Origin of the sequence: Paenibacillus brasilensis (assembly GCF_009363115.1) — a bacterium.
GTDB lineage: Bacteria > Bacillota > Bacilli > Paenibacillales > Paenibacillaceae > Paenibacillus > Paenibacillus brasilensis.
In genome coordinates, this window is record NZ_CP045298.1 from 2,764,378 (window position 1) to 2,788,644 (window position 24,267).

Below are 24,267 nucleotides of genomic sequence, written 5' to 3' on the forward strand. Positions count from 1 at the left end.
GAAATAAATAGCATTTTGTTTTTGCTAATAATGTGAAAACCCCTACCGATTTAGAAATCTGGATGATTTCTGGCGGTAGGGGCAACGAGGGCGAGCCTGTGGGAGACTAGAGTCCAGCTTCCACGGAACCAATAAAAGCAGGTTGCTTGTGTTGAATATAATGGATAAAAATATCCGTGAGTTCAGGATCGAATTGGCTACCCGAGCAGGCGCGCAGTTCTTCAATGGCCTCCTCGAACGTTTTGGTGGGTTGGTAAGGGCGTTCTGTCGTCATTGCATCAAAGGAGTCGATAATCGTCAGCATCCGACACAGTCGGGGAATTTGTTCGCCCTTAAAGCCGAACGGATAACCTCCCCCATCATAGCGTTCATGATGCAGCTCCACAAAAGGAACCAAATCTATGAATCGTTCGTTGGCCTCAATAATTCGTTTGCCCCACACAACATGTGCTTCTACCATCTTCCATTCCTCACAGGACAGCTTCTCTATTTTATTCAGGATATTCCATGGGATTTCGAGCTTGCCAATATCATGAATGAGAGCACCCAGTACAAAACGCCGCTTGTCCTCCGGGCCGAGCTGAAGGACTTCGCTCATGTCTGCTGCATATCTGAATACACGTTTGGAATGCTTGAAGGTATTAATATCCTTGTACAAAAATAGATTAAGCTGCTGTTCAATATCACGAATATCTTGTCCAAGATCGACTTCACGTTCCACTTCATTTAAACTGCCATGTGTATGAACGATATTTTTTCCCTGCTTCTTGGCATAGTACAATGCTTTATCAGCCAGATTGACCAGCTGTGATTTGTCGTAGATGTCGATGCGGCTTTGTGCAATGCCAGCAGAGAAGGACAAGCAGCCGTGCGGAAAGATTTCCACACCCTCGTAGCGGGAGTCATTTAGCCTTTTGCGCATGGCATTAACAACTTCGTAAGCTTGATCAGCGGTATGTTCAGGCATAAGCAGGGTGAATTCTTCTCCGCCATAACGGGATACAGTGATCTGAGTACCAGAGGTTTCTTTTTTTAGAAAATCACCGAGGAATGCCAGTAGCTGATCGCCTTTGAGGTGGCCAAAGTGATCATTGTATTTTTTGAAATCATCAATATCAATCAACGCTAAACTGAGAGGAGTGTTCTGGGTTCTCGATATATTTAGTTCAGCTTCAAGTGTGTTTTCAAAATAACTGTGATTGTATAGTCCTGTTCTGCGATCCATGTTGGCCTTTTCCTCAATTTCCCGATACATCGTGAACATTTGCTTGAACGCGTGAGACAGGAGCATGCTTAACCCAAGGACCAACAGAAGTCCCAAAATGCCGTTGTAATATATCAACGTGGTCAACACCAGAGACAGGATGAGTGTACATAAATATACGAGCAGGGATTCAGCCAAAAAAGCCTGTTTCAGCTCATTGAAGGACCCTTTGTGTGCGATATAAAAGTAGATCCCGAGAGTAATTGTATTCACTGCAAAGTAGCAGACCAGTGCGAGTAGGTAGGAAGCAAAATGTTCTTGGTTCAAGGCTCCCTGCGTTCCGCCGCTTAGCTCAAATACTGTTGAAGACAGGAAAATGGCAAGTGCATAAATGGAAAAATTGACGGTATGCTTCCACCAGGACAGCTCTTGATGCCGGAATGCGGCAATGATTGAATTGAGTAACAAAATCAGAATGGCAGTTTCAGCGCTGTGCACAAAAATACAAGCAAGATATACTGAGGAATCCATGGACTGCTTGTTACTGGCTGGTGGTAGCTGGAAGGTAAAATGCTCCAGAATCAGAACTGCTCCCAATAGGGAATAAATCGTGACCCACTCTGTTGTCGAATAGTGGAAAAAGGACCAGTGGTTCGTATACAAGAGGACGATTGCGCCTACCGTACATATGCAAAACACGTATATTCCCGTCGCGGTAACCCGTTCTTGCAGCTTTTTTAATATACTCATCATTTCTTCTCCTGCCTTGTTGTATCTTGATGTCAAAGCTACCAGGGGTGAATGGGAGAATTTGCAATTTTGTAATCGGAAATTCCACATGAAAAAAACAGGCCGGAATCCAGCCTGTTTTGTTGAGCCTGTGCTTCCTTATTTTCTTATCGGTGACTAGCCCCCGATTTTGTAACCGGAAGTCAAAGCGATTACGACAGAAGCGACGATAATAGCATTGATAATCACACGGGAGTATTTCAGGTTCTTCATAGGATTCCCTCCCTTCCTTGGAATAAGTACGCATTAGGCGTGGTGGGGCTTGGTTCCTTGCTGATTATCCTTCTTCTTGTGCACGACCATAACGCTTTGGATAAACAGGAACATCCCGAAGTTCATGACCACATCTCCAATACTAATCACCTGCGTGCGGGGATAGGGCTTGGAGAGAGGGATGATATCACCAAGCAATGATAAATGCGTGTTCGCATCCATCATATAATGCTTCGAGATGACGCTTCCAGATTTAAGCATGTCTGTATAATAGGGACCCAGCACCTCCGAAGCGCTCAACGAGACCGGCATTCTGCCGCCATTCACCGCCATTACGATAAAATTCAACAGTACGCCGATGAAAATAAGCCAGAATCCCTTATGCTGTCTGTTCAACCAGAGAAATATCAATCCAACCACGTAGATGCCCATAAATAGATATCCGTTAATAGACGCTAACCAAGCCCACTTTTCCTGGGCATAAAAAATCATAAACTGCACCAGCAGCAGGAAGGGGAACATCCAGCCCGCTATGAGGCGAATCTGACTGAAACGGAGCAAACCTTGCCGCCAGCCTCCTCGGAGCAGACCTACAATGAGACCCAGCAGCACTCCATCATAGACCATTTACCATTCTCCAGATTTCATAAATTTTTTGAATGCATGTTTTGGATACAGTATAATTCGACCTGAAATTGGTAAATTCCTGCCTGATATATAGCAGTTTTCAAAAAAAATCGCGGATTAGCGTGTAATTGTTCGAAGCAGGGCGAAATGAATGATATCATAATATATTGAAGTCATATTTTATTTTTTGTGAAAAGGATGATTCTGATTATGAATCGGTTCTCTAATACGGTAATGGTTGCCGCAGATATGACCAAATCCCGGATTTTATGGGTTGCCTTTGTCCTGGGCGCATTGAGTGCTTTTGGACCCTTGTCCATAGATATGTACTTGCCGTCATTACCTACATTAGCCGACAATCTACATACGACCACTTCGCTGGCGCAGCTTAGTTTAACCGCTTGTTTGCTGGGACTGGCAGTGGGTCAGCTCGTTGCTGGTCCGCTTAGTGATGTCAGAGGCCGCAGAGGGCCGCTGGTCATATCGCTTATTCTGTACGCTGCGGCTTCGCTGCTATGCGTATTTGCGCCTAATATCGGGCTGCTTATTACGCTTCGTTTTGTTCAAGGGCTCACCGGATCAGCGGGAATCGTAATTTCCAGAGCTGTAGCGCGTGATCTATACTCAGGCAAAGAATTAACGCGCTTTTTCTCATTGCTCATGCTGGTGAATGGCGTGGCTCCCATTGCCGCACCTGTGCTGGGAGGAGTCATTCTGAACTTTGTTTCCTGGCGCGGCGTGTTCATGGTGCTTTGTCTGGTCGGTGTGGCTATGCTGATAGCTGTCGTGCTGGGCTTGCCGGAAACGCTGCCTGTTAATCGCCGCTCATCCGGAGGGCTGAAACAGACGCTGAGTACACTTGGTCATTTGTTTGCGGATCGACGCTTTATGGGCTATGCCTTCTCACAGGCACTCATTACAGGAGCAATGTTTGCGTACATCGCTGGCTCGCCGTTCGTGCTTCAGGATATTTTCGGGGTCTCCCCTCAAACGTATAGCATCATTTTCGCTGTGAATGGCTTGGGAATTGTGCTGTTTTCCCAGCTGACTGGCAGACTCGTGGGCCGCTTCAGCGAGCGCCAGTTGCTCTTGTCGGGTTTGGTGATTGCGGTCGTAGCCGGCATCAGCTTGCTTACCGTGGCTCTTACCGGAGGTCAATTGTTCGCTGTTTTAGTTCCCCTGTTTTTCATCGTTTCCTGCGTGGGGATTGTGAGCACAACGACGACTTCACTGGCCATGCAGAGCCAGCAGCGCTCCGCTGGCAGTGCGTCCGCCATGCTTGGCTTGCTGCCTCTGTTGCTTGGCTCCATCGCTTCACCGTTAGTGGGCTTGGGCAGCGGCACAACGCCTGTACCCATGGCGGTCGTAATCGCTATTGCAGAGATCGGTGCGTTGTTAAGCTTTCTGGTACTTGCGAAGGACGCACACCTGAGAGCATAAAATAAGGCGAGCAAGTGACATTTTTCTGAAGTCTTGACATACCCCGTGGGGGTATATTATGATAGGGACATATTAACAAATGCACTATGTACTACACAGGCATATACACAACACAGGAGGCTGATGTATGGCTGAGAAGCAACCTGTTTCCCACCATGAAGTTCATGAAAATCATTGCGGAACAGATGGAGAAAAGACAGTTAGAAAAAGTCACCATTCGGTAGAATTTAAGAACAGCCTTACATCCCGGTTGAACCGTATTGAAGGTCAGGTGCGCGGAATTAAGGGCTTGATCGAGAAGGATACCTACTGTGATGATGTGCTGAACCAGATTGCGGCTGTTCAGTCCGCTCTGAATGGTGTCGGCAAGCTGCTGCTGGAAGGGCATATGAAAAGCTGTGTCATTGAGCGTATGCAGGCAGGAGAGCCGGAAGTGATCGACGAGCTGCTGGTTACGGTCAAGAAGCTAATCCGTTAAAAGCAATACACATAATCGGGTACATGAGGTACCCCGGAGGAGGAAAAGATAATGGCACAAGTTACATTGAACGTAGAAGGCATGAGCTGTAATCATTGCGTGAAGGCAGTAGAAGGAGCTTTGGAGAAGGTTGGTGCTTCCGGTAAGGTCAATCTTGAAGCGAAGCAAGTGGCTGTGGAGTATGATGAGTCCAAGCTGAACGTGGAGGCCTTGAAAACTGCGATTGAAGACCAAGGCTATGATGTTGTTTAAGTTTAAGGTGCTTCATGCGTGAAGAGATTTGTTTTAAAGAAGAAGCTTCCGTAGCAGGAGCTTTTTCTTTTGGAATATAATATACCCCTGTGGGGTATGTAGGAGGAGAGCTACCATGGAAAACCGTGTGACCGACGGTGACAAGCAGACAACGCTTCATATTACAGGGATGTCCTGTGCCGCCTGCGCAAGCCGTATTGAAAAGGGACTGAATCGAATTGACGGTGTGGCCCAGGCCAACGTGAATTTGGCTCTGGAGCAGGCGTCAATATCGTATGATCCGAAGCAGGTGGATATCCCTGATTTTCGCGATAAAATTGCTTCTCTGGGTTTTGGAACTGTAAGCGAGGAAGCCAATCTGAATGTGACAGGTATGACATGCGCGGCTTGCGCAACCCGGATTGAGAAAGGTCTGAATCGAATGCCGGGTGTGACAGGCGCTACGGTGAATTTGGCAATGGAAACGGCTCATGTCGAATACGCAGCAGGGAGTATTACAGTCGGGGATCTGGTAAGCAAGATTGAGCAGCTGGGCTACGGAGCGATCCCGCAGAGCGCTGATGATCATATAGCAGATGTGCGCAGCAAGGATATCCAGCGTAAAAAATGGAAGTGGATTGTGTCGGCGGTACTGTCGCTTCCGTTATTATGGGCGATGGTAGCTCATTTTTCCTTTACTTCATGGATTTATGTACCGGAATTGTTTTTAAACCCGTGGTTCCAGCTAGTCCTGACAACGCCAATCCAGTTCATTATTGGATGGCAGTTCTATGTGGGCGCATATAAAGCGCTTGTCAATGGAAGCTCAAATATGGATGTATTGGTTGCACTGGGTACGTCTGCGGCTTATTTTTACAGCTTGTACCTTACACTGCGACCGTCTACCGTGATGGACAGCATGGGAGGTATAGCAGGGATGCCTGTCATGAAAATGCCTGAACTGTACTATGAGACAAGTGCGGTGCTGATTACGCTTATTTTGGTCGGTAAATGGTTTGAGGCGGTAGCCAAAGGGCGTTCGTCCGAGGCGATCAAGAGTCTGATGAGTCTCCAGGCGACGACGGCACGTGTGGTGCGTGACGGACAGGAGCTTGATGTACCGATTGAGCAGGTGCGTGTAAAGGATATCTTTATTGTACGTCCCGGCGAGAAAATTCCCGTCGATGGTGTGGTCGTGGATGGACGTTCGGCAGTGGATGAATCCATGCTAAGCGGTGAGAGTCTTCCGGTTGAAAAAGAGGCGGGTTCCCCAGTCACCGGAGCCACGCTTAATAAAAACGGAGTACTTCGTATCCAGGCCGAGCGTGTAGGCGGTGATACAGCGTTGGCCCGTATTATTAAGGTCGTGGAAGATGCGCAAAACTCCAAGGCTCCTATTCAGCGGATCGCGGATCAAATCTCGGGTATTTTTGTACCCATTGTAGTGGCTGTTGCCGTCATGACGTTCCTCGTCTGGTTTTTCCTTGTGACATCGTCTGATTTTGCTGGTTCACTGGAGAAGATGATTGCAGTTCTCGTCATTGCTTGTCCTTGTGCGCTTGGATTGGCTACGCCAACGTCCATTATGGCAGGATCGGGACGTGCCGCAGAATATGGAATTCTGTTCAAGGGCGGCGAGCATCTGGAAATGACTCGCTCGATCAACGCGGTGATATTGGATAAGACAGGTACAGTTACGAATGGCAAGCCGGTGCTGACGGATGTGATTGTAGAAGAGAATAGCTTGGCTGAAACGGATCTGCTGCGATGGCTGGGTGCGGCGGAAAAAAGCTCGGAGCATCCACTGGCGGAAGCCATTGTAAGGGGGATTGCGGATCGCGGCATTGAACTGGCAGAGCCAACAGATTTTGAAAATATTCCGGGTTATGGTGTAAAGGCTCATGTGGAAGGCAAGCAGATACTTGCAGGTACACGCCGATTGATGAGCAGGGAAGGCATTGTGATAGCTGACTCCGCCGAGCAACATATGAATGAGCTGGAGAACGCAGGGAAAACAGCAATGCTTGTCGCTGTGGAGGGTTCCTATGCGGGATTGGTCGCCGTGGCGGATACGATCAAAGAAACGTCACGTGAGGCCGTTGCCCGTCTGCGGGCGATGAACATTGAAGTCATCATGATTACGGGCGACAATAAACGGACCGCGCGGGCGGTTGCTGCCGAAGCCGGAATTGAGCGGGTACTGGCGGAAGTGCTGCCTGAAGGCAAGGCAGAAGAAGTGAAACGACTTCAGGAACAAGGTTTAATCGTAGCGATGGTGGGGGACGGTATTAACGATGCGCCTGCACTGGCTACGGCCAATATTGGGATGGCGATGGGCACAGGTACGGATGTGGCGATGGAGGCTGCCGACATCACGCTCATGCGCGGTAACCTGAACAGCATTCCCGACGCAATCGAAATGAGCCGCCGGACCATGACTAACATACGGCAGAATCTGTTTTGGGCGCTCGGTTACAACGTAATCGGCATTCCGATTGCTGCCTTAGGCTTCCTCGCCCCGTGGCTGGCGGGAGCAGCTATGGCATTCAGCTCTGTTTCGGTTGTGCTGAATGCACTGCGCCTCCAACGGGTAAAGCTGTAATCTTTGCAAAAAAAGCAACGGCAATGACATTCACGTCCTAGACGTTTGTGCCATTGCCGTTTTTTAATGTTCCGTCCTGTCTCTTTTTAGTCCGCTTGCTGTTTCTTTCGGGGGAAAAAAAGCTCCACCTGAGTTCCTTTATTTATTTCCGAATGGACTCGGATGCTTCCGCCATGTACCTCTACAATCCACTGAGCGATGGATAGTCCAAGTCCTGCTCCCCCCTCGGTGCGGGATCTGGCCTTGTCACCACGATAAAATCGGTCAAAGACATGGGGCAGTTCAGCTTCCGGGATTCCACAGCCACTATCTGACACACTAATATATACGGAATGGTTTTGATAGCGTCCAGCCACCTTGATCTGTCCATTGGGTAGGGTATACTTCAAGGCATTATCCAGCAAGATAGTAAGAAGCTGGCGTACTCTCCCGCCATCTCCCCACAGGAGTAGGGGCTCCTGTAAATCCGTCTGGATATTGATCCCTTTGGTATCTGCCAATAGCCTGAATTGCTCTGCCAACTCCCGTAATAATGAATCCAGCTCGATGGACGAGGGGTCAATTTGCAACTGATTGGAATCAGATCGGGCTAATGTCAGCAGATCCTCCAACAGCCTGCCCATCCACTTGCTTTCTTTTAAAATCACAGCGATATGAGGACTTTCCTCTTCTATGGAATGTGTGGGGTGCCTCAGGAGCATCTCTGTTTGGGCATGGATGATTGCCGTTGGTGTTCGCATCTCATGTGACGCATCTGCAACAAAGCGCTGCTGTTTTTCCCAGGAGTTTCGTATAGGCACAAGCGCGCGTCCGGCCAGAAATATACCCGCAAAAACGAAAATAATCCCTCCGATGACAATTCCTGCAGTGATATCCCACATCAAGGAGTGGAGCGTGCGCTGCACATCTTGCAGACTCTTGATGAGGCAAACTATGATCGGCGTGTTGGAATGCTTGGGTGTGTACATAAATTGAAGAGCCCGATAACTACGATCACCGATGCTCACCGTCTGAATGGTCTGTGCACTAGACTGTTCCTTGAGCAGACTAGCTACCTCCAAGGGAAATGACTGCCGGGGCATTTGCCCGAGGAACACGTTTTGAGCAGACCAGAACAGGTATATTATTTTCTCATCATGTTCGGGGTCCAAATCATTGGATTGGAGCAGTTCTGCCGGATTGCGAGAGAATTGAAAACGCTTTTGGGCCTGTACCATTACTTCATCCGTATCGTGATATAGCTGGTATTGCATATGAATGTACAGCCAAGTGCCCAATATGGAAAAAACGAGAAGAAAAACGACAGTATTCAGGATAACCAGCCGTCTGCGAATGTTAGTGAACATAAGGCTCCCCCATTAACATATAACCGATTCCACGTACGGTTCGGAGGAGATTATCGGCGTTACGGGCTGCGAGCTTTTTACGCAATAGATGCATATATACGTCGACTGCCGTCGTGGCTGATCCTGAATCAAATCCCCATACCCGGTCAAATATCTGCTCACGGGTTAATATCTGCTCTTTATTACATAGAAAGAACTCCAGTAATTTATATTCTGTTGCTGTTAAATTCAAGGCATTATCCTCAATAAAAGCGTCTTTCGCCGCAGGGACTAATCGGATAAGTCCATAGATCAATTCGCCCTCCTGGCCTATGGTACCCTTTCTCCTCAAAACAGCTCTTGTTCGTGCCAATAATTCCGATACAGCGAACGGTTTCGTGATATAATCATCTGCTCCGATATCCAATCCGGCGACACGATCCTCTACTGCATCTTTGGCCGTCAAAAGAATGATAGGGACGAGTATAGCGTTTGCTCTCAGCTTTTTGACGATTTCAACACCGCTCATTCCCGGCAGCATGATATCGAGAATAATCAAATCATAAATATTTTGTTGGGCCAAATAATACCCTTCGTCGCCAGTTTCTGCGCTGTCTGTCAGGAAAGATTCACTTTCAAAGAGGTCACAGACAATTTTGAGCAAAGAAGGATCATCTTCTACGACAAGCACTCGCACACGTTGTTCCACCTTTCAGTGATCGAACTCATTTTGTTTGTTTTTTAAGAAAATTTAAATATTCCACTACTATACTAGGGCCTGTACGCAAACCTATTTGAGCCATAAACGAATGGAAAGCAGCACCAAAAAAGCCATGAACATGTTCGCTGTTTTTTCATAGCGAGTAGCCAGGCGTCGATAGTTTTTAACTTTGTTGAAAAAGCATTCAACTAAGTGTCGCTCTTTATACGTCTCCGAATCTAGCGGACGCTTTACCCGCCGATTGCGTTTGCATGGGATCACCGGAGTAATGGATCGGCTTTGCAAAAGTTCTAAAATGGCATTAGTATCGTAGGCGCGATCCGCTAACACTTCTCCCGGGCAAACGTCCAGTCCATGAAGAAAGCGATAGCCCGTGACCGAATCGTGGTCTTGTCCTGGCGTCAATTCGAAACGCAGCGGATAGCCAAGCGCATCCACCATCGCATGAATTTTGGTGGTTAATCCTCCGCGCGAACGCCCGATGGCTTGTCGATCCTGCCCCCTTTTGCGCCCGCTCCATGCTGATGGACGCGAACGATGGTAGCATCAATCATCACTTGCTCCCAATCGGGTTCGATGGCGACATGCTTCAAGATTTCATTCCAAATATTCGCTTTTTGCAACCGCCAGAAAAAACTATAGGCAGAAGACCAAGGACCATACGTACTCGGTAAATCTCGCCATGGCGCTCCCGTTCGAGCAACCCATAGCACGGCATTTAGCATCTGACGCCGATCTTTAGGTGGACGTCCTCCTTGTTTTTTTCGGGCCGGGGGCAGCAAGGGTTCAAGGATATTCCATTCTTCATCTGTTAACTCATATCTTCGTCTCATATTCCTTATTTTACTAGATTTTTATGGGTTGTACAGTTTGCGTACAGGCCCTAGCATTATCAGCAGAGAGGTATAAGGCTAATCATATATGGGGGGATTTTTATGGCGCAGATGAATAAAAAATGGGTCGTTTTATGCTCAACAGCGATTACAGCAGTGTATGCGGCCGGATATTTTACGACGGAAACAGAGGCAGCTGTACAGACATTGCCGCAACACACGCAAGCCAGTATTCAAACAAATGATATATCAGGAAACAATGATCCTTCAAATACTCCATCAACCTACACGGATAACAGCAATGTTCCAACACAAAATATATATAAGGATGGTACCTATACGGGGATGGGGAATAATCGGCGTGGTTCCATTGAAGTCAGCGTAACGATCAAGAATGATAAAATAACGGACGTTGAGATTAGCCATTTTGCCATGCATTATTCCGAAAGTGACGTAGCAGGACTTCCCACGGAGGTTGTGCAAAACCAGAGTGCAGAAGTGATGAATGTGTCCGGTGCAACGTATAGCACCCAGGCATTTCAGGATGCTGTACAAGATGCACTCTCCAGTGCACAAAACGTGTAGTATGAAAAGAACTAAATTATATATGGATACTGCCGTAAGCATACAGATTGTTACAGGAAAGTTCACATCCGAAGAAGCGGTAACGCAGAAAATGAATCAGGCCTTTGAGGCTTTTCAAAAAGTGGAGCTGGCTTGCAGTCGTTTTAGCCCTGACAGTGAATTGATGAGCGCCTGTCAACAGGTAGGAGTACCTGTAACTGTGAGCCCGTTTTTGTTTGAACCTCTTAAATTTGCTTTGGAAATGGCCGAATGTACGGAAGGGATATTTGACCCAGCGATAGGGAAAAAGATGGAGGACTATGGTTTTAATCGTCATTATTTAACCGGTCAATCCATGAAAAGTCCTTCTGCGGCTTCTGTTACCTATCATGATATCGTATTGGATGAACAAGAGCGTACCTTGTGTTTGCTGAAGCCATTGGTGATTGACCTCGGGGCTGTAGCCAAAGGATTTGCCATTGACTTGGCAGCTCATGAGCTAGCAGAGTTTGAAGGTTTTGTCGTAAATGCGGGGGGCGACTTATTTGCAGGAGGGGTAAATGGTATTGGAGAGCCATGGGAAATAGGCATCCAGCATCCTGAGCGCAAAGAAGAAGTGATATCGACGATTCTGCTTTCCGATGAGGCTATATGTACCTCTGGAGGCTATGAGCGCAAAAGTACGACCACAGCCGATATACACCATCTGATCGATCCGGAAACCGGGCGTTCGCCCAAGGATTGGGTCAGTTCCAGTGTGATTGCCCCCTTCGCGATGATGGCAGATGCTTTTTCTACAGCATCTTTTTTGTTGGGTGCAGCCAAGGGGAGGGAGCTTGTGGAACAAGCCAGTTTACAAGCTCTCCTCATTTCATCAAATCTACAATTTGTTCGAGTCGGAGGGATATAAGTGACTACAAATAAATGGATAAAATCACCAAAGGGCTATGTCGCAATGGCGGTCACGGCTTATCTTTTTATAGCCTCTATTGCCGGGCATGACATGGCAGGTATTATTAATGGCATCGTTGCCGTCGGTGCTGCTATAGCTGTGGACATTCCCTTTGGCTTGATGAGACAAAGGAAGCGGATACTGCCGGATGGTGCTTTGATTACAGGGTTACTCATCGCCCTGGTGTTAAGTACGACGACCGCCTGGTACGTTGTTGCGGCTACTTCAGCCATTGCCATCGCATCCAAGCATTTGTTGATCTATAAGAAAAAGCCGATTTTCAATCCAGCAGCTTTTGGACTGTTGCTATCGATCCTCATTTTTGGATCAGGGCAAAGTTGGTGGGGGGCATTTGGAGATTTACCCACATGGATGATTGCCTTCCTGCTTATTGGTGGATATATGATAACGGATCGGGTCAATAAATATCCGCAGGTGTTTTCATTTTTCGGGACCTTTTTTGTATTATTATTCCTTATAGGCCGCTTTCATCTGGGGGATGCTTCGGATGCATTTCGCCCTCCATTTATCAATGCCGCTCTTTTCTTTGGCTTTTTTATGCTTACCGACTTGCCCACGACACCTGCCAAGGTGAAGGATCAAATCGTTTTTGGGATTCTTGTCGCGTTCGTAGGAGCGGCTGTGTATGACCTTTTTGGCGGATTAATGTACTTGTTTATAGGGCTGCTCTTGGCAAACCTATATCATGTATTCAAATCGCGTTTGGTTGCAAGAGCGATCAACAGACCTGTTTCGAATATGCAACCAGCATCCAAGCGAGGCTAAACAGCTAAATAAGCAAGTACGTCTGATTTGATTTTCAGCGTGCTTGCTTTTTGTTATGCCGGGTTCTCTTAATTCCTTTCTGGTGCCCTCTATCGCGTTAGGTTGCTTATCAACCGCGAAAGTTTCATAATATTTGTAGGAGTGCCATGGAAACCTGCAAGAACTTCTTCGTGTACGCACAGCTTGACACAGATAAATGAAGGATTAGGAGTGAAGCAGTCATGAATGATACGATTTCCTTGTTGATGAAGCATCGGTCTGTACGAAAATTCAAGTCAGACGCCATCACCGACGAGCAGCTCGCAGCTATTGTAGCAGCTGGACAAATGGCTTCCTCGTCCAGTAATGTGCAGGCATATACCGCCATTGCTATTACAGAGCCTGCTTTGAAAACCAAGCTGGCCGAGCTTGCGGGGGGGCAGGCTTACGTTGAGCAATGCCCGGTGTTTCTGGTATGGTGTGCAGACTTGTATCGCCTGAAGCAGGCCACGGTTCACCATCAGCCAGGTCAGCCTTCCTATGAAGGTTCTGTCGAAAACTATACGGTTGCGACCATTGATGCCGCGTTAGCTGCACAGAATGCAGCAGTAGCCGCTGAATCACTTGGTTTGGGCATCGTTTACATCGGGGGTATCCGTACGAAAATAGCTGAGGTATCCGAGCTGCTAGGGTTGCCTGAACTGGTATATCCGGTGTTCGGTATGTGTATCGGCGTACCGGATCAGGACACAGGCATACGCCCACGTCTTCCGCTGTCCGGTGTTTTGCACATGAACGGCTACGACAAAAATCAGACGATGAAGGCTGTGGAGCTATATGATCACACATCGGCTGAATATTTGAAGGAACGTACGGGCGGTCAACGCTCTACTCCTTGGTCTGAGCAAATGGCGGCGAGACTGACCGAGCCTGCCCGTTTGCAGCTGAAGCCATTTTTGGAGCAAAAGGGATTTTTGAAGCAATAAAAGTAGAGCAAAGGCTAAAAAATACAAAGAACCTCCGGTTGCGCTGGCACAGAATGCGTTCTCGGAGGTTCTTTGCTTATGCTGTAAAATGCCTTTATAAATTAGACAGTGAGTAAAAGCGTCTTGTATTTTCATAAAATAATGGGCGGACGGCAGCCTCGTCTTGATTGGTCAGCTCGCTATATGCGCGGATGACGTCGGCAGTCATCCGCGGATGCGTCTGTTGCCCGGTAAAAGCTCCCTCGAACGGCCAGGGACCGTCTGTCTCCGCCATGATCTGATTGGACGGGTACTGTCTCGCCAAGCTGCGAATTTCTTCCTCGTACAGAAGATCGGGAGTGAAGGAGACGTAATAGCCGTTGTGGGCCATACGTTTGATTGTGGCGGCAGAGCCCTTGAACCAGTGAAAATGCGCCTGTGTGACGCCGTGACGTTCCAAAAGGTCACAAGCAATATCGGCGTCTTCATATACGGCGTGCAGCACAATAGGCTTGTTATGCTTGCGTGCAAACCGGATAAAACGCTCCAGCAGAGCTATGTAGGGAGCGAGGTCAAAGAGAGCTCCGCTCCGTTCGGCCTCCAGCCGATTGTAGTAGGGTAAGCCGACCTCGCCAACGGCGACCATCTGCTCTATATGCTTGTTCATCCAGTCAAACAACAGATCAAGCTCGGCTTGTGATGGCAGAGGCTGCTCGGGATGAAAGCCGAAGGCTGGGCGTACCAGCCCGGGCCAACGTTCAGCTAACCGTAGGTTGGCTTGGCTGGAGGCCAGATGCATAGACACGGCTATAATGGTTTCGACGCTGCTATCGGTAAGAGAAGCGAGCAATAGCTCCTGCTGCTCAGGCGGGTAGCTGTCAATATGAATGTGGGCGTCGATCAATGGTGCGGATGCTGTTGCATCCAATTTCAGGCTTGGTTTTGTTGCGTTATTCCATTTCAATGCAGACGGCACTTTCACGTTATTCATACCGCTGCACTCCATCATTCGGGGTATTGGTGTGGACACTCTCAGCGTTGTCCATGTCACCGTCCAGTTTATGCTTTTCCTCGCGCATCCAGCCAGTCATGGCCCGCTTCCATTCGCTAAAACGCGGATCAAGGGTGATTTCTTCCCGTCGAGGGCGCGGGAAGGGAACATCGACGATATGCATCACCGTAGCAGGTCGTGCCGACAGCACGTAAATACGATCAGAGAGCAGCAATGCTTCCTCAATGCTGTGGGTGATAAACAGCACAGAGCGGCGGTTCTCTTCCCACATCCGCAATAACCATTGCTGCATGTCCGCACGTGTGAGCGCATCCAGAGCGCTGAACGGCTCATCCAGCAGCATCAGCTCCTGCGGGCTGAGCAACGCGCGCAGGAAGGCAGCGCGCTGCTGCATGCCGCCAGAGAGTGTATGCGGATATGCTTTGGCGAAGGTGCCCAGCCCGACCTGTTCCAGCCATTGCAGGGCTTCTTCGCGGCGTTCGCTGGCGTACCGTGAGCGCGCTGTCGTATCTTTGCGCGGCGCGTTTTCTTGTCCAAGCAGTACGTTATCCAGCGTGGTACGCCACGGGAAAAGGGCAGGCTGCTGCGGCATATAGCTAATATGCCCGCGTTCACCCGTCACTTCCTGTCCGTGCATGCGGACGCGTCCCTGCTGTGGCTTGAGCAGCCCGCCGATAATGTGAAACAGCGTGCTTTTTCCACTGCCGGACGGGCCGATGAGGGAGACGAATTCTCCCGGTTTAACGGTCAGGGATACATCCTGCAATACGGGCAGTGAGCTTCGTTTTTCACGGAAGGCGAGGCTGATGCCATCCACTTCTAATGCCGGAGGAGCAGATGAAAGCTCCTGCTGTTCCCCGCCCCGTTGTTCATCAGCCATGTTTTGTGATGATAGATCAGGAGGATGCAGGCTCATACGCACCACGTCCTTTCTTCGAGTTTATTTGATTCCATTTGGAAGCTATTCCTGATCCGGTTTCCAGCGGACTAGCCATTTTTCCAGCAGTACAATAATGACAAACATCAGTAAACTGAGTGCAACAATGATGCCAATGGCGGCAAAAATCAAATCCGTGCGATAGGCTGATTTTTGCAGCATCATATAATATCCGATTCCTTCGCTGGCACCGATCCATTCGGCAATAATTGCGCCCATCACGCTGTAGGTGGCAGCAATCTTGATGCCGGAAAATACCTGTGGCAAGGAGTGCGGCAGCTCCAGCTTTAGAAAAATAGCCATACGACCCGCGCCCGACATGCGCATATAATTCATCATCATACGGTCCGTCCGTGTCAGTCCATCCATGGCCGCTACAGCCACGGGAAAGAAGCACACTAATGTAATCACCATCAGCTTTGGCAGCACGCCAAAACCAAACCACACCATCAGCAATGGACCAAGCGCAATGATTGGAATGTTTTGGCTAAGGATGAGCAAAGGGTACAGGGCAGATTTGAGAAAGGGAATCGTATGAAGAACAATGGCAAGCAACAGTCCCGTTGCTGTCCCTATCGCAAATCCTCCAAGTGTCAGGCGTATCGTAGCCCACGTATGGGCACCAAGCAACGCCGACTGGGCCATGCCCTCATGTACGATCAGGGACGGAGCTGGAAGCAGCCAGGGTTCAACATGGAAATAGGAAACCGCCCCCTGCCAGGCCGCTAAAAAGAAGAGGACCGCCACAAGGGGCGGCCACACGCTTTTCCACCAGGGTGCGTTCTTGCCTTTTGGGTTCATGGGCGATACTTTTCTGTCAGCTTGTTCATGCTGATGCCCTGTGGATTATGTGCGATTTTGATCTGTGAAATGATGCTGGGGCTGCCGGCCTCCGTCAATGCCACGTGCATTTCTTTAACGACTTGCAGCAGCTCGTCCAACTCGCCCTCCATTGTCGTATCCAGGGGGTTAACCTGATGCTTGACACCGGAACGTTGAATAACCTCAATCGCCTTATCTACATAAGGATAAGAGTCCTCGTTGTTAGGGGTTTTAGGAATCACTTGAATACTGAGCAAAGTGTTAGCCATGCGAATTCACCTGTCCTTCATTTGGAGTGTTTTAGAGAAAATAGGGTGGTTTAAGGTGGTGAGACCGCTTCGCTTCTCCAGATTCAAATGAACCGCTCCGCTGCCAACCGCCTTAAAAGCACCTTATTTTTAAAGCTGGTTTGTGTGGCATTTTTAACACACAAGCGCACCTACTTAGCGCTTAGAAAAAATGAAACTAAAGAAGTGGAACGAGAACGAAGTGGTCGGAATGGTGCTGTAGAAGCGTTAGCGTTCGCTTTAAAAGCTTTCCGTAGGAAAGCTCGCTTCGGAAGCATCACCTTCCCGGATTTCAATCTCTAGATTTTGATAAAAGAAATCCGGGGGCGGTGGCGATGGGAAGCACCATCCGACTGCGTAGTGGCGCTGCATGTACACCTCTAGTTCTTTGACTTTATTTAGTTGGTGATTTTAGCGTTTTAGCAAAATGCTCAACGCTTGGGCAAGAAGTCGTTTGTGAAGGCTTTGTCGACCTCCAAAGGCTTGCTGAGCAGCTTGCGTTCGTACATCCAGTCCGAGTAGTTTTTCCATACTTCTGCTTTTTGCACACCCCATTGCGCGGCATCGTCCTGATAATGCGGGCTTAGCCATTTTTGGCTGGCAAGTACCAGCTTTTTGTCCAGCTCCGGCACGGCTTTGCTTAAGATATCCGCGGCTTCTTCCGGGTGAGCAATGGTGTATTCATAGCCTTGGGCGGTAGCGTCCATGAACGCTTTGACCAGCTCTGGATCATTTTTAATGGTCTGTTCATTGCTGACAATCACAGGCGTATAGTAATCGAGGCTTTTGGAATAATCCTTTACATACAGCATATCCAGTGGTTCACCCCGTAGCTTTGCTTCTATGCCGGTCCATCCGTAGAAAATCCAGGCAAAGTCGATATCCCGCTTCACGGCTGTAAAATAGTCGGCATTGCCCATATTTATGATCTTCACTTTGCTCACATCGGCCTTGTCTGAATCCATGATGGATTTCATGACCGCTTCTTCTACGGGTGAACCCCAGCCGCCGTATGTTTTTCCTTCAAAATCCTTTGGGCTTTTAATTCCACGGTCTACCGGGGCCGCGAAACCAGAAGTATTATGCTGAATCACTGCAGCGATGGACACAAGCGGGACGCCTTGCGTGCGAGCCTGGGTGACACCTTCTTGATAGCTGATACCAAAAGGTGCCGCATTCGAAGCGACCATTTGGTCGGCTCCGCCTGAACCAGGTTGAACAATTTGGACATTCAAGCCCGCTTTTTCGTAAAATCCTTTATCCTTGGCGACGTAGAGTCCCGTATGATTCGTATTTGGTGTCCAGTCGAGTACGACTTTAACGTCCTTAAGCCCCTTTGCCGGGGTGGATGTTGGAGCGTTGCTGGCAGGAGCCGCCTCTTGAGATGCAGAGGGGGAGCCCCCGCCGCAGGCGGTCAGTGTCAGGGCTATGAGCCACAGACTAATCAGTCCCAGGCTTAACATTTTCATGCGCTTCATCGTTGTGTTCTCTCCTTTTAATTACCCGTCATCCGTCGAATTAGACAGCTTATGCATAAAAATAACATCTGCCGGACGCTAGCGTTCCAACAACTTAATCCTCAACAAAAAAAGCGCCCCGAGGTTCCGGGACGCTTGCGCTTGTATATACCAAAGTAAGGGATGGCCTATATAAAAAAGCACATCTTAGCTTAAGCATTCCTACGCTGGCATTACCCAGATCAGGTTGTAAGGGTCAGTGTCTTGGGACACACTCTCAGCCGGCCGATTCCAGCACCCCTGGCATTGTATGGTTTAATGGGTTTATTTATTCGGGTCTAATACGACGATTATATGCCTTGAAGGCTGGACTGTCCAGCATTGAGGAAGAGATGACGGTTCATTTGCCAAACGACAGGGTACACTTTTATTGTGAGCTTCGCTCTGAAAATGAACATGAACCATTCAGAGCTGTGCGAGTCATGCTAGTTTCAGGTCAGCTGCGCAGATAGGATCAGATAAGCTGGTGCTGGATGACATGTCCGTACAGAACTGTAATTCACGAAAAGGAGTTGTTGTACCATGGGTAAAACGGAAACATTGGATCGCAGCCAACTGGAACAAGCCATTGTGAAGGCTTTGGATAACAACAAATTTTGCTCGTTGGGCACAGTGGAGGGCGGTAAGCCGAAGGTACGCTATATGGCCCTCTTCAACGATGGAATGAACATCCATCTGGCAACGAATCGTAAAACACATAAGGTGGATGAGCTAAAAGACAATCCGAATGCTTACCTGCTGTTGGGTTATGAGGTGGGGGGCACGAAGGAAGTTGTAGAAGTAGAGGCTACCGTCCAGGTCACAGCAGATGAGGGACTGCGCAAACAAGTGTGGAATGACTCCCTGAAGGAATGGTTTTCCGGACCGGATGACCCGAATTATGTCATTTTGGACGTGAATCCGACTCGAATTGAGTATGTGGGTCAGCAAACCGAGCGGCAGGTGTGGGAGAAATAGCGGCAGATATTCAATTGAAAAAACCAGCAAATCTTTCGAGTTATGGAGGAGGTTTGCTGGTTTTTTATTTGTGAAAAAAAATAATTATTTTTTTATAAATAACTTTGAGCAAATGACTACTTTTTTGTCTGGCGTTGGATTAAAATAGGAATGGTGGGTTCAAAGCTTACATATATGTGCAAAAGTATGTATATGAGCCATAAACCTTAATGAGGAGGGGTATATTTTGTTATTTCGTAAAAATTGGTTTAAAGGGTTTACTGCAGCGGTTGTAGCTTGCAGTATGCTGGTATTTACAGCTGCTCCGTCCTGGGCTGCCGATGATTCTCGGGACAGAGCCACAGTGAATTTGCGAATTATGGAAACGACGGATATTCACACGACGTTGATGAACTACGATTATTATGCAGACAAGGAAACCAACGAATATGGCTTGATTAACACAGCCGGACTGATCCAGCAGGCACGTAGTGAAGCGAGAAACAGCCTGTTGTTTGATAACGGCGACTTGCTGCAAGGCAATCCGTTGGGCGATTATATGGCCAGAAACAAAACCTTCGAGAAAAAAGGCGGTGTCCATCCTGTCTACAAGATGATGAACTTGATGGGCTACGATGCTGCTACAGTGGGGAACCACGAATTTAACTACGGTCTCGACTTTTTGGAGAAATCACTCAAGGGTGCCGATTTCCCTTACGTCAATGCGAACGTGTACTATGACAACGGGGGCCAAGATACTAAAAATTATTTTACTCCTTATAAGATTCTCGATAAAACGGTAACGGATGAGAAGGGTAAACAGCAAACGCTCCGAGTGGGTGTAATCGGCTTGGTAACTCCTCAAATCATGCAGTGGGATGAAGCTAATTTGCAAGGCAAGGTTGTTACGAAGGATATTGTGGAAACGGCAAAAAAATTCATTCCTCAAATGAAATTGGAGGGTGCCGATATTATTGTCGTGCTTGCACACACAGGTTATGAGGATGTGCCGCAAACACCAATGATGGAGAATGCCGTTAAATATTTGAGCCAGGTGGATGGAATTAACGCGATTCTGTTTGGACATGCACATAAATCTTTCCCAGGCCCTGATTTTAAAGGGATGAGCGGGGTAAACCTGGATAAAGGAACCATTAATGGTGTACCGGCTGTTGAAGCCTCCTCGTGGGGCAAGGAGCTGGGCATTATCGACCTGAGTCTGGAAAAGGAAAAAAATGAGTGGACCGTTACGAATTCCCAGTCTGAAGCACGTCCGGTTGTGAATGCCAAAAATCAAGCTGTACAGACGAATCCAGATTTTAGGTTGGTAGATGCAATCAAGGATGAGCATAAAGGAACGCTGGATTATGTTCGTCAGCCGGTCGGAACTACCACCGCACCTATTACCAGTTATTTTGCATTGGTGCAGGATGACCCATCCATTCAGATTGTGACGAATGCACAAAAATGGTATGTTCAAAGCCATCTTAAAGGGACCGAATATGAAAATCTTCCCGTATTGTCGGCTGGCGCCCCATTCAAGGCCGGTGGTCGCAACGGTGCTTCGTATTACACCAACATTCCCGAAGGTACGATAGCGATTAAAAACGTGTCCGATCTGTATGTGTATCCGAATACGGTTCATGCCGTAGAAGTAACCGGTGCTGAAATTCAGGAATGGCTGGAGTGGTCTGCGGGTCAGTTTAACCGCATTGATCCGAACAAAACAGAGGAACAAGCGCTAATCAACAAAGATTTCCCAACCTACAATTTTGATGTCATTGACGGTGTAACTTACCAAATTGATGTAACTCAGCCTGCACGCTACGATGCCAAGGGAACTATTATTGATTCATCGGCTCATCGTATTAAGGACTTGCAATATAATGGGAAGGCAATTGATCCTGCACAGAAATTTATCGTAGCCACCAATAACTACCGTGCTTCCTCATCCAAACTGGCGAACCCGGATGGCAAACGCATTGTCATGGCAGCGCCGGATGAAAACCGTCAAGTCATTACTGACTATATCCGTACGAACGGAACCATTAATCCGTCAGCGGATGGCAATTGGTCTATTGCTCCTTTCGGTCAGGCAAAGGTTACCTTCGAGTCCTCTCCTGATGCCAAGGATGTGCTGGCTGGAAATCAACAAATTGCATACTTGAGCAGCGCAGCAGACGGCTTTGCCAAATACAGCTTAAAAGCTGGTGCGAAGCCTAATGCAGCAGAGACTCCTGTTAAGGAAGCTGTAGTCCCTGCGAAAGCAACAGCAAAGCCAGCGGTTAAAACAACGAAGCCTGCAGTTGCCAAGCCAGCTAACACAACCAAGCCAAAGACTTCCAAGTAAGTTTGCTTTCCGGCTCCAAAGCTTAACAGAACTAAGCAGCAAGTCTCTATCCGAGAGACTTGCTGCTTTTTTGATTTTTATAAAAAATAATATTTTTTTGCCGAACCTACACTTAAGTCCTAAATTTCGAGGGGTTACAAGCTTGTTTTTCTGCATTTTGTAGTACTTTTGCTCTAGTTATTTGTGATATAATGGTGAAAAAACCGGAAAATTGTTCCGAGGAGGACCATTATGACTTGCAGCAGTTGCAGCATCATCTTACCTATTAAGGATCAAGGATTGCTGAAGATCAGGCATCCCAGGGTGTCGCTTATTCCAGCATTAGATGGCTTGGGTATGCTATCGCAGAAATGCTGTGAGAATGGCAGAGTGTTTCGGTATAACAGTCGTTCAGAGCTGGAGCAGCTGGTTAACGGACTGGCTCGTCTTCCCCATGAATGGCTGCTACATATGGAGGCTTTGGTGACCGGGATGTATCATGTGGAAGGATATGAGGACTGGCTTCTATTTAGCCAATTGCAAGTCAGGCTCCAACATCCGGAAATTGTGAATATTATTTGTGACAAAAGTTTTTCCAGCCACCTGCAGCCTATTGTTGACCACAAATTGAACATTATCGGGTTTGAGTTTTTGCTGCGTCCGTCACATTCGGAGCGGCCCTTTCAGCCTTTTCGACTGTTTGAAATTGCCCGTGAAGCTGGCCTGCATGCTCATTTGGATCGTTCGGCCCGTATTTCCGCTATTGAAAAGAGTGCAGCATGTCTTCCTGCGGGGATTAAACGGTTTATTAACTTTCTTCCTTCAACCATTTATAATCCTGTCTACTGCTTGAATCATACCTTTGAGACGATTGACCGGTTGTCCATGAATACGGAGGATTTTGTGTTTGAGGTCGTAGAGACGGAAGAAATTGACGACGTGAGTATTTTGCATCAAATATTTGAAAAATATCGCACACGGGGAGTTTCAGTGGCACTTGACGATGTAGGGGCAGGTTATTCCACGACAGAACTTATGAATTGTCTCCAGCCGGATTATGTCAAAATTGACCGCAGTTTAATTAATGGCTGTCATCGTAGCAGTGACCAGAAGCGACAGATTACAGGGATAGTGGAATCGGCTTCTCGCTTTGGTGGCTTGGTGCTGGCTGAAGGCGTTGAGCAGATGGAGGATTTTGAGTTTTGTCGTGAAGCAGGTGTGTCTCTGGCTCAGGGTTATTTGTTTGGCAAGCCGGAACCCTGCCCGCCCTCCAATTTTGTACTTAGTAGAGTAGTGTAGTCAGAAGCACGTTTAAATCTACGTAGTCTATAAAATGTGGAGCTTAGATGGGTTTGTCTCATAAGCAAAATTTTAACTGTATTGGAAGTACTTATATCACCATTAATGTAAAAACGCGAGTGCAGAGGTTATTCCACCCCTGCAACTCGCGTTTTTTGGTTCATGCTTGTCTACCTGAGCAAGCTATGGGCAAGCGAAAGCAACCCAGCCTCCAATTTTTACTTGGTAAGGAACGCAAAAAAAACGGAGGCAGTTTTACGACACGTTTTATTTTTAAAGTAAAGATTGACGTTTTGAAGATAAATAGATACAGTGTATTATACAGGAAACATTGTTTTCTGTATAATACACTGTATCTATAATGGGTAAAAAATTTAACATTGCAGGGAGGACAACCAAAATGAAAGCAGTGCAACTGAAAAAAGGTTTCGGCTTTGAAGAATTAACCTTGACGGAAATCGACATACCAGTGCCGGGACGGCTGGAGGTTCTGATCCGCATTAGGGCAGCATCCATAAATTACCGGGATTTGGTAATTCTCAACGGAGCAATGCCGATTGACATTCAATTTCCCTTCATTCCGTTATCCGATGGAGCGGGTGAAATTGTAGCTGTGGGCGAAGGAGTGACAAAATTTCAGGTTGGACAAAGGGTAGCGGGAAATTTACAACAGAAATTCATTGGCGGGAGCACCAGAGCGGAGGTATTAAAGGACAGTCTGGGCGGCCCGCTCAGTGGAGTGGCGGCTGAATATATCGTTCTGCATGAAGAAGGGGTCGTCGCCATTCCGGATCACCTTTCTTGGGAGGAGGCTTCCACCTTGCCGATTGCGGCATTAACCGCATGGAGCATGCTGATGGAATCCGGCGGGCTGCGAGCGGGGGATACGGTGCTCTTGCAAGGAACAGGCGGTGTTTCCATCTTTGGGCTTCAATTCTCTCTGATGGCGGGAGCACGGGTAATTATTACATCGAGCAGCAATGACAAGCTGGAACGGGCAAAAGCTCTCGGCGCATGGCAGACAATCAACTATTCGGAAGTTCCCGAGTGGGATAAAGCGGCTCTGGAGCTGACAGGCGGCGGAGTCGACCATGTCCTGGATGTGGGGGGAGCGGCAACAATGGCACAATCCATCAATGCACTTCGTACCGGAGGGACTGTGAGCATGGTCGGATTCTTATCGGGCTTGACCATTCCTGAGTTCGATGTCACCAGCATTTTACAAAAGGCTGCGACGATTCGTGGCAGTCAAGTCGGTAACAGGGAACATTTCGAAAACATGAATCGCGCCATTTCCCACCATCAGCTACATCCTGTCATCGACCGGGTATTCCCGCTCAGCCGAATCGGTGAAGCCTTTGCACTTTTGGCTGAAGGAAAACAGTATTTCGGTAAAATCGTCGTTCAAATATAAATATT

Annotated in this window: 22 protein-coding genes and 1 riboswitch; of the genes, 12 read left to right on the forward strand and 10 right to left on the reverse strand. The window is 47.9% G+C overall.

The window, feature by feature from the left end:
• Positions 1 to 106: 106 nt before the first annotated feature.
• The gene (locus GCU48_RS12960; protein ID WP_152380258.1) at positions 107 to 1,957 is read right to left on the reverse strand and encodes a bifunctional diguanylate cyclase/phosphohydrolase; all 1,851 of its coding nucleotides are present in this window, start codon (positions 1,955 to 1,957) and stop codon (positions 107 to 109) included.
• A gap of 282 nt (positions 1,958 to 2,239) precedes the next feature.
• Positions 2,240 to 2,833: a DUF5317 domain-containing protein gene (locus GCU48_RS12965; protein WP_152380259.1), complete on the reverse strand. Its 594-nt coding sequence runs from the start codon at positions 2,831 to 2,833 to the stop codon at positions 2,240 to 2,242.
• Positions 2,834 to 3,043: 210 nt separating this feature from the next.
• Here GCU48_RS12965 and GCU48_RS12970 point away from each other — a divergent pair, with 210 nt between their 5' ends.
• From GCU48_RS12970 to GCU48_RS12985, 4 genes are all read left to right on the forward strand, one after another.
• Positions 3,044 to 4,273, forward strand: coding sequence for a multidrug effflux MFS transporter (locus GCU48_RS12970; protein ID WP_152380260.1), 1,230 nt, complete (start codon positions 3,044 to 3,046; stop codon positions 4,271 to 4,273).
• A 127-nt stretch (positions 4,274 to 4,400) separates the two neighbouring features.
• On the forward strand, positions 4,401 to 4,751 hold the full coding sequence (locus GCU48_RS12975; protein ID WP_152380261.1) for a metal-sensitive transcriptional regulator: 351 nt from the start codon (positions 4,401 to 4,403) through the stop codon (positions 4,749 to 4,751).
• Between the two features lie 51 nt (positions 4,752 to 4,802).
• Positions 4,803 to 5,003: a copper ion binding protein gene (locus GCU48_RS12980; RefSeq protein WP_007428461.1), complete on the forward strand. Its 201-nt coding sequence runs from the start codon at positions 4,803 to 4,805 to the stop codon at positions 5,001 to 5,003.
• Positions 5,004 to 5,118: 115 nt separating this feature from the next.
• Positions 5,119 to 7,584, forward strand: coding sequence for a heavy metal translocating P-type ATPase (locus tag GCU48_RS12985; protein ID WP_152380262.1), 2,466 nt, complete (start codon positions 5,119 to 5,121; stop codon positions 7,582 to 7,584).
• A gap of 86 nt (positions 7,585 to 7,670) precedes the next feature.
• Here GCU48_RS12985 and GCU48_RS12990 read toward each other — a convergent pair whose 3' ends face one another.
• The 3 genes from GCU48_RS12990 to GCU48_RS13000 all read right to left on the reverse strand — a co-directional run bounded on the left by GCU48_RS12990 (position 7,671) and on the right by GCU48_RS13000 (position 10,463).
• Positions 7,671 to 8,930, reverse strand: a complete 1,260-nt coding sequence (locus GCU48_RS12990) for a sensor histidine kinase (protein WP_152380263.1) — start codon at positions 8,928 to 8,930, stop codon at positions 7,671 to 7,673.
• Positions 8,920 to 9,606: a response regulator transcription factor gene (locus GCU48_RS12995; protein WP_152380264.1), complete on the reverse strand. Its 687-nt coding sequence runs from the start codon at positions 9,604 to 9,606 to the stop codon at positions 8,920 to 8,922. Before GCU48_RS12995 ends, GCU48_RS12990 begins: the two co-directional genes overlap by 11 nt.
• 93 nt (positions 9,607 to 9,699) lie before the next feature.
• A protein-coding gene (locus GCU48_RS13000) for an IS5 family transposase (protein WP_152380265.1) occupies positions 9,700 to 10,463 on the reverse strand; the annotation gives its coding sequence in 2 pieces (ribosomal slippage) (positions 9,700 to 10,127 and positions 10,127 to 10,463; 765 coding nt in all).
• 102 nt (positions 10,464 to 10,565) lie between these two features.
• Between GCU48_RS13000 and GCU48_RS13005 the strand changes: the two genes are divergently transcribed.
• From GCU48_RS13005 to nfsA, 4 genes are all read left to right on the forward strand, one after another.
• Entirely contained in the window at positions 10,566 to 11,048 is a 483-nt protein-coding gene (locus GCU48_RS13005; RefSeq protein ID WP_025717852.1) for an FMN-binding protein, read from the forward strand.
• A gap of 22 nt (positions 11,049 to 11,070) precedes the next feature.
• Complete coding sequence (locus GCU48_RS13010; protein ID WP_244316227.1) at positions 11,071 to 11,937, forward strand: FAD:protein FMN transferase; 867 nt, start codon at positions 11,071 to 11,073, stop codon at positions 11,935 to 11,937.
• Positions 11,938 to 12,765, forward strand: a complete 828-nt coding sequence (locus tag GCU48_RS13015) for an RnfABCDGE type electron transport complex subunit D (RefSeq protein WP_152380266.1) — start codon at positions 11,938 to 11,940, stop codon at positions 12,763 to 12,765.
• A 221-nt stretch (positions 12,766 to 12,986) separates the two neighbouring features.
• A complete protein-coding gene (nfsA, locus tag GCU48_RS13020) occupies positions 12,987 to 13,730 on the forward strand; it encodes an oxygen-insensitive NADPH nitroreductase (protein ID WP_152380267.1) in 744 nt (247 codons plus the stop codon).
• 94 nt (positions 13,731 to 13,824) lie between these two features.
• Here nfsA and GCU48_RS13025 read toward each other — a convergent pair whose 3' ends face one another.
• The 5 genes from GCU48_RS13025 to GCU48_RS13045 form a co-directional block, all read right to left on the reverse strand.
• On the reverse strand, positions 13,825 to 14,700 hold the full coding sequence (locus GCU48_RS13025; RefSeq protein WP_152380268.1) for a TatD family hydrolase: 876 nt from the start codon (positions 14,698 to 14,700) through the stop codon (positions 13,825 to 13,827).
• Entirely contained in the window at positions 14,693 to 15,637 is a 945-nt protein-coding gene (locus GCU48_RS13030; RefSeq protein WP_208811996.1) for an ABC transporter ATP-binding protein, read from the reverse strand. The genes GCU48_RS13025 and GCU48_RS13030 overlap by 8 nt, the downstream gene beginning before the upstream one ends.
• A 45-nt stretch (positions 15,638 to 15,682) precedes the next feature.
• The gene (locus tag GCU48_RS13035) at positions 15,683 to 16,459 is read right to left on the reverse strand and encodes an ABC transporter permease (RefSeq protein ID WP_152380269.1); all 777 of its coding nucleotides are present in this window, start codon (positions 16,457 to 16,459) and stop codon (positions 15,683 to 15,685) included.
• Positions 16,456 to 16,749, reverse strand: a complete 294-nt coding sequence (locus GCU48_RS13040; RefSeq protein WP_025718104.1) for a thiamine-binding protein — start codon at positions 16,747 to 16,749, stop codon at positions 16,456 to 16,458. The genes GCU48_RS13035 and GCU48_RS13040 overlap by 4 nt, the downstream gene beginning before the upstream one ends.
• 449 nt (positions 16,750 to 17,198) lie before the next feature.
• Complete coding sequence (locus tag GCU48_RS13045; RefSeq protein WP_152380270.1) at positions 17,199 to 18,245, reverse strand: ABC transporter substrate-binding protein; 1,047 nt, start codon at positions 18,243 to 18,245, stop codon at positions 17,199 to 17,201.
• A 181-nt stretch (positions 18,246 to 18,426) separates the two neighbouring features.
• Positions 18,427 to 18,536, reverse strand: a riboswitch (TPP riboswitch).
• Positions 18,537 to 18,806: 270 nt separating this feature from the next.
• On the opposite strand from GCU48_RS13045, the gene GCU48_RS13050 reads away from it, so the two are divergent.
• The 4 genes from GCU48_RS13050 (at position 18,807) to GCU48_RS13065 (ending at position 24,262) form a co-directional block, all read left to right on the forward strand.
• Positions 18,807 to 19,241, forward strand: a complete 435-nt coding sequence (locus GCU48_RS13050; protein WP_152380271.1) for a pyridoxamine 5'-phosphate oxidase family protein — start codon at positions 18,807 to 18,809, stop codon at positions 19,239 to 19,241.
• Positions 19,242 to 19,467: 226 nt separating this feature from the next.
• On the forward strand, positions 19,468 to 21,570 hold the full coding sequence (locus GCU48_RS13055) for a bifunctional 2',3'-cyclic-nucleotide 2'-phosphodiesterase/3'-nucleotidase (RefSeq protein ID WP_152380272.1): 2,103 nt from the start codon (positions 19,468 to 19,470) through the stop codon (positions 21,568 to 21,570).
• 231 nt (positions 21,571 to 21,801) lie between these two features.
• Positions 21,802 to 22,848 (forward strand): EAL domain-containing protein, encoded by a 1,047-nt coding sequence (locus GCU48_RS13060; protein ID WP_152380273.1) that lies wholly within the window; start codon positions 21,802 to 21,804, stop codon positions 22,846 to 22,848.
• 400 nt (positions 22,849 to 23,248) lie between these two features.
• The gene (locus GCU48_RS13065; RefSeq protein ID WP_152380274.1) at positions 23,249 to 24,262 is read left to right on the forward strand and encodes a zinc-dependent alcohol dehydrogenase family protein; all 1,014 of its coding nucleotides are present in this window, start codon (positions 23,249 to 23,251) and stop codon (positions 24,260 to 24,262) included.
• The last annotated feature ends 5 nt before the right edge of the window (positions 24,263 to 24,267 follow it).

Coding starts and splice junctions, on each gene's coding strand:
- GCU48_RS12960 (WP_152380258.1), bottom strand. CDS start 1,957: ATGATGAGTATATTAAAAAAGCTGCAAGAACGGGTTACCGCGACGGGA.
- GCU48_RS12965 (WP_152380259.1), bottom strand. CDS start 2,833: ATGGTCTATGATGGAGTGCTGCTGGGTCTCATTGTAGGTCTGCTCCGA.
- GCU48_RS12970 (WP_152380260.1), top strand. CDS start 3,044: ATGAATCGGTTCTCTAATACGGTAATGGTTGCCGCAGATATGACCAAA.
- GCU48_RS12975 (WP_152380261.1), top strand. CDS start 4,401: ATGGCTGAGAAGCAACCTGTTTCCCACCATGAAGTTCATGAAAATCAT.
- GCU48_RS12980 (WP_007428461.1), top strand. CDS start 4,803: ATGGCACAAGTTACATTGAACGTAGAAGGCATGAGCTGTAATCATTGC.
- GCU48_RS12985 (WP_152380262.1), top strand. CDS start 5,119: ATGGAAAACCGTGTGACCGACGGTGACAAGCAGACAACGCTTCATATT.
- GCU48_RS12990 (WP_152380263.1), bottom strand. CDS start 8,930: ATGTTCACTAACATTCGCAGACGGCTGGTTATCCTGAATACTGTCGTT.
- GCU48_RS13005 (WP_025717852.1), top strand. CDS start 10,566: ATGGCGCAGATGAATAAAAAATGGGTCGTTTTATGCTCAACAGCGATT.
- GCU48_RS13010 (WP_244316227.1), top strand. CDS start 11,071: ATGGATACTGCCGTAAGCATACAGATTGTTACAGGAAAGTTCACATCC.
- nfsA (WP_152380267.1), top strand. CDS start 12,987: ATGAATGATACGATTTCCTTGTTGATGAAGCATCGGTCTGTACGAAAA.
- GCU48_RS13025 (WP_152380268.1), bottom strand. CDS start 14,700: ATGAATAACGTGAAAGTGCCGTCTGCATTGAAATGGAATAACGCAACA.
- GCU48_RS13030 (WP_208811996.1), bottom strand. CDS start 15,637: ATGAGCCTGCATCCTCCTGATCTATCATCACAAAACATGGCTGATGAA.
- GCU48_RS13035 (WP_152380269.1), bottom strand. CDS start 16,459: ATGAACCCAAAAGGCAAGAACGCACCCTGGTGGAAAAGCGTGTGGCCG.
- GCU48_RS13040 (WP_025718104.1), bottom strand. CDS start 16,749: ATGGCTAACACTTTGCTCAGTATTCAAGTGATTCCTAAAACCCCTAAC.
- GCU48_RS13045 (WP_152380270.1), bottom strand. CDS start 18,245: ATGAAGCGCATGAAAATGTTAAGCCTGGGACTGATTAGTCTGTGGCTC.
- GCU48_RS13050 (WP_152380271.1), top strand. CDS start 18,807: ATGGGTAAAACGGAAACATTGGATCGCAGCCAACTGGAACAAGCCATT.
- GCU48_RS13060 (WP_152380273.1), top strand. CDS start 21,802: ATGACTTGCAGCAGTTGCAGCATCATCTTACCTATTAAGGATCAAGGA.
- GCU48_RS13065 (WP_152380274.1), top strand. CDS start 23,249: ATGAAAGCAGTGCAACTGAAAAAAGGTTTCGGCTTTGAAGAATTAACC.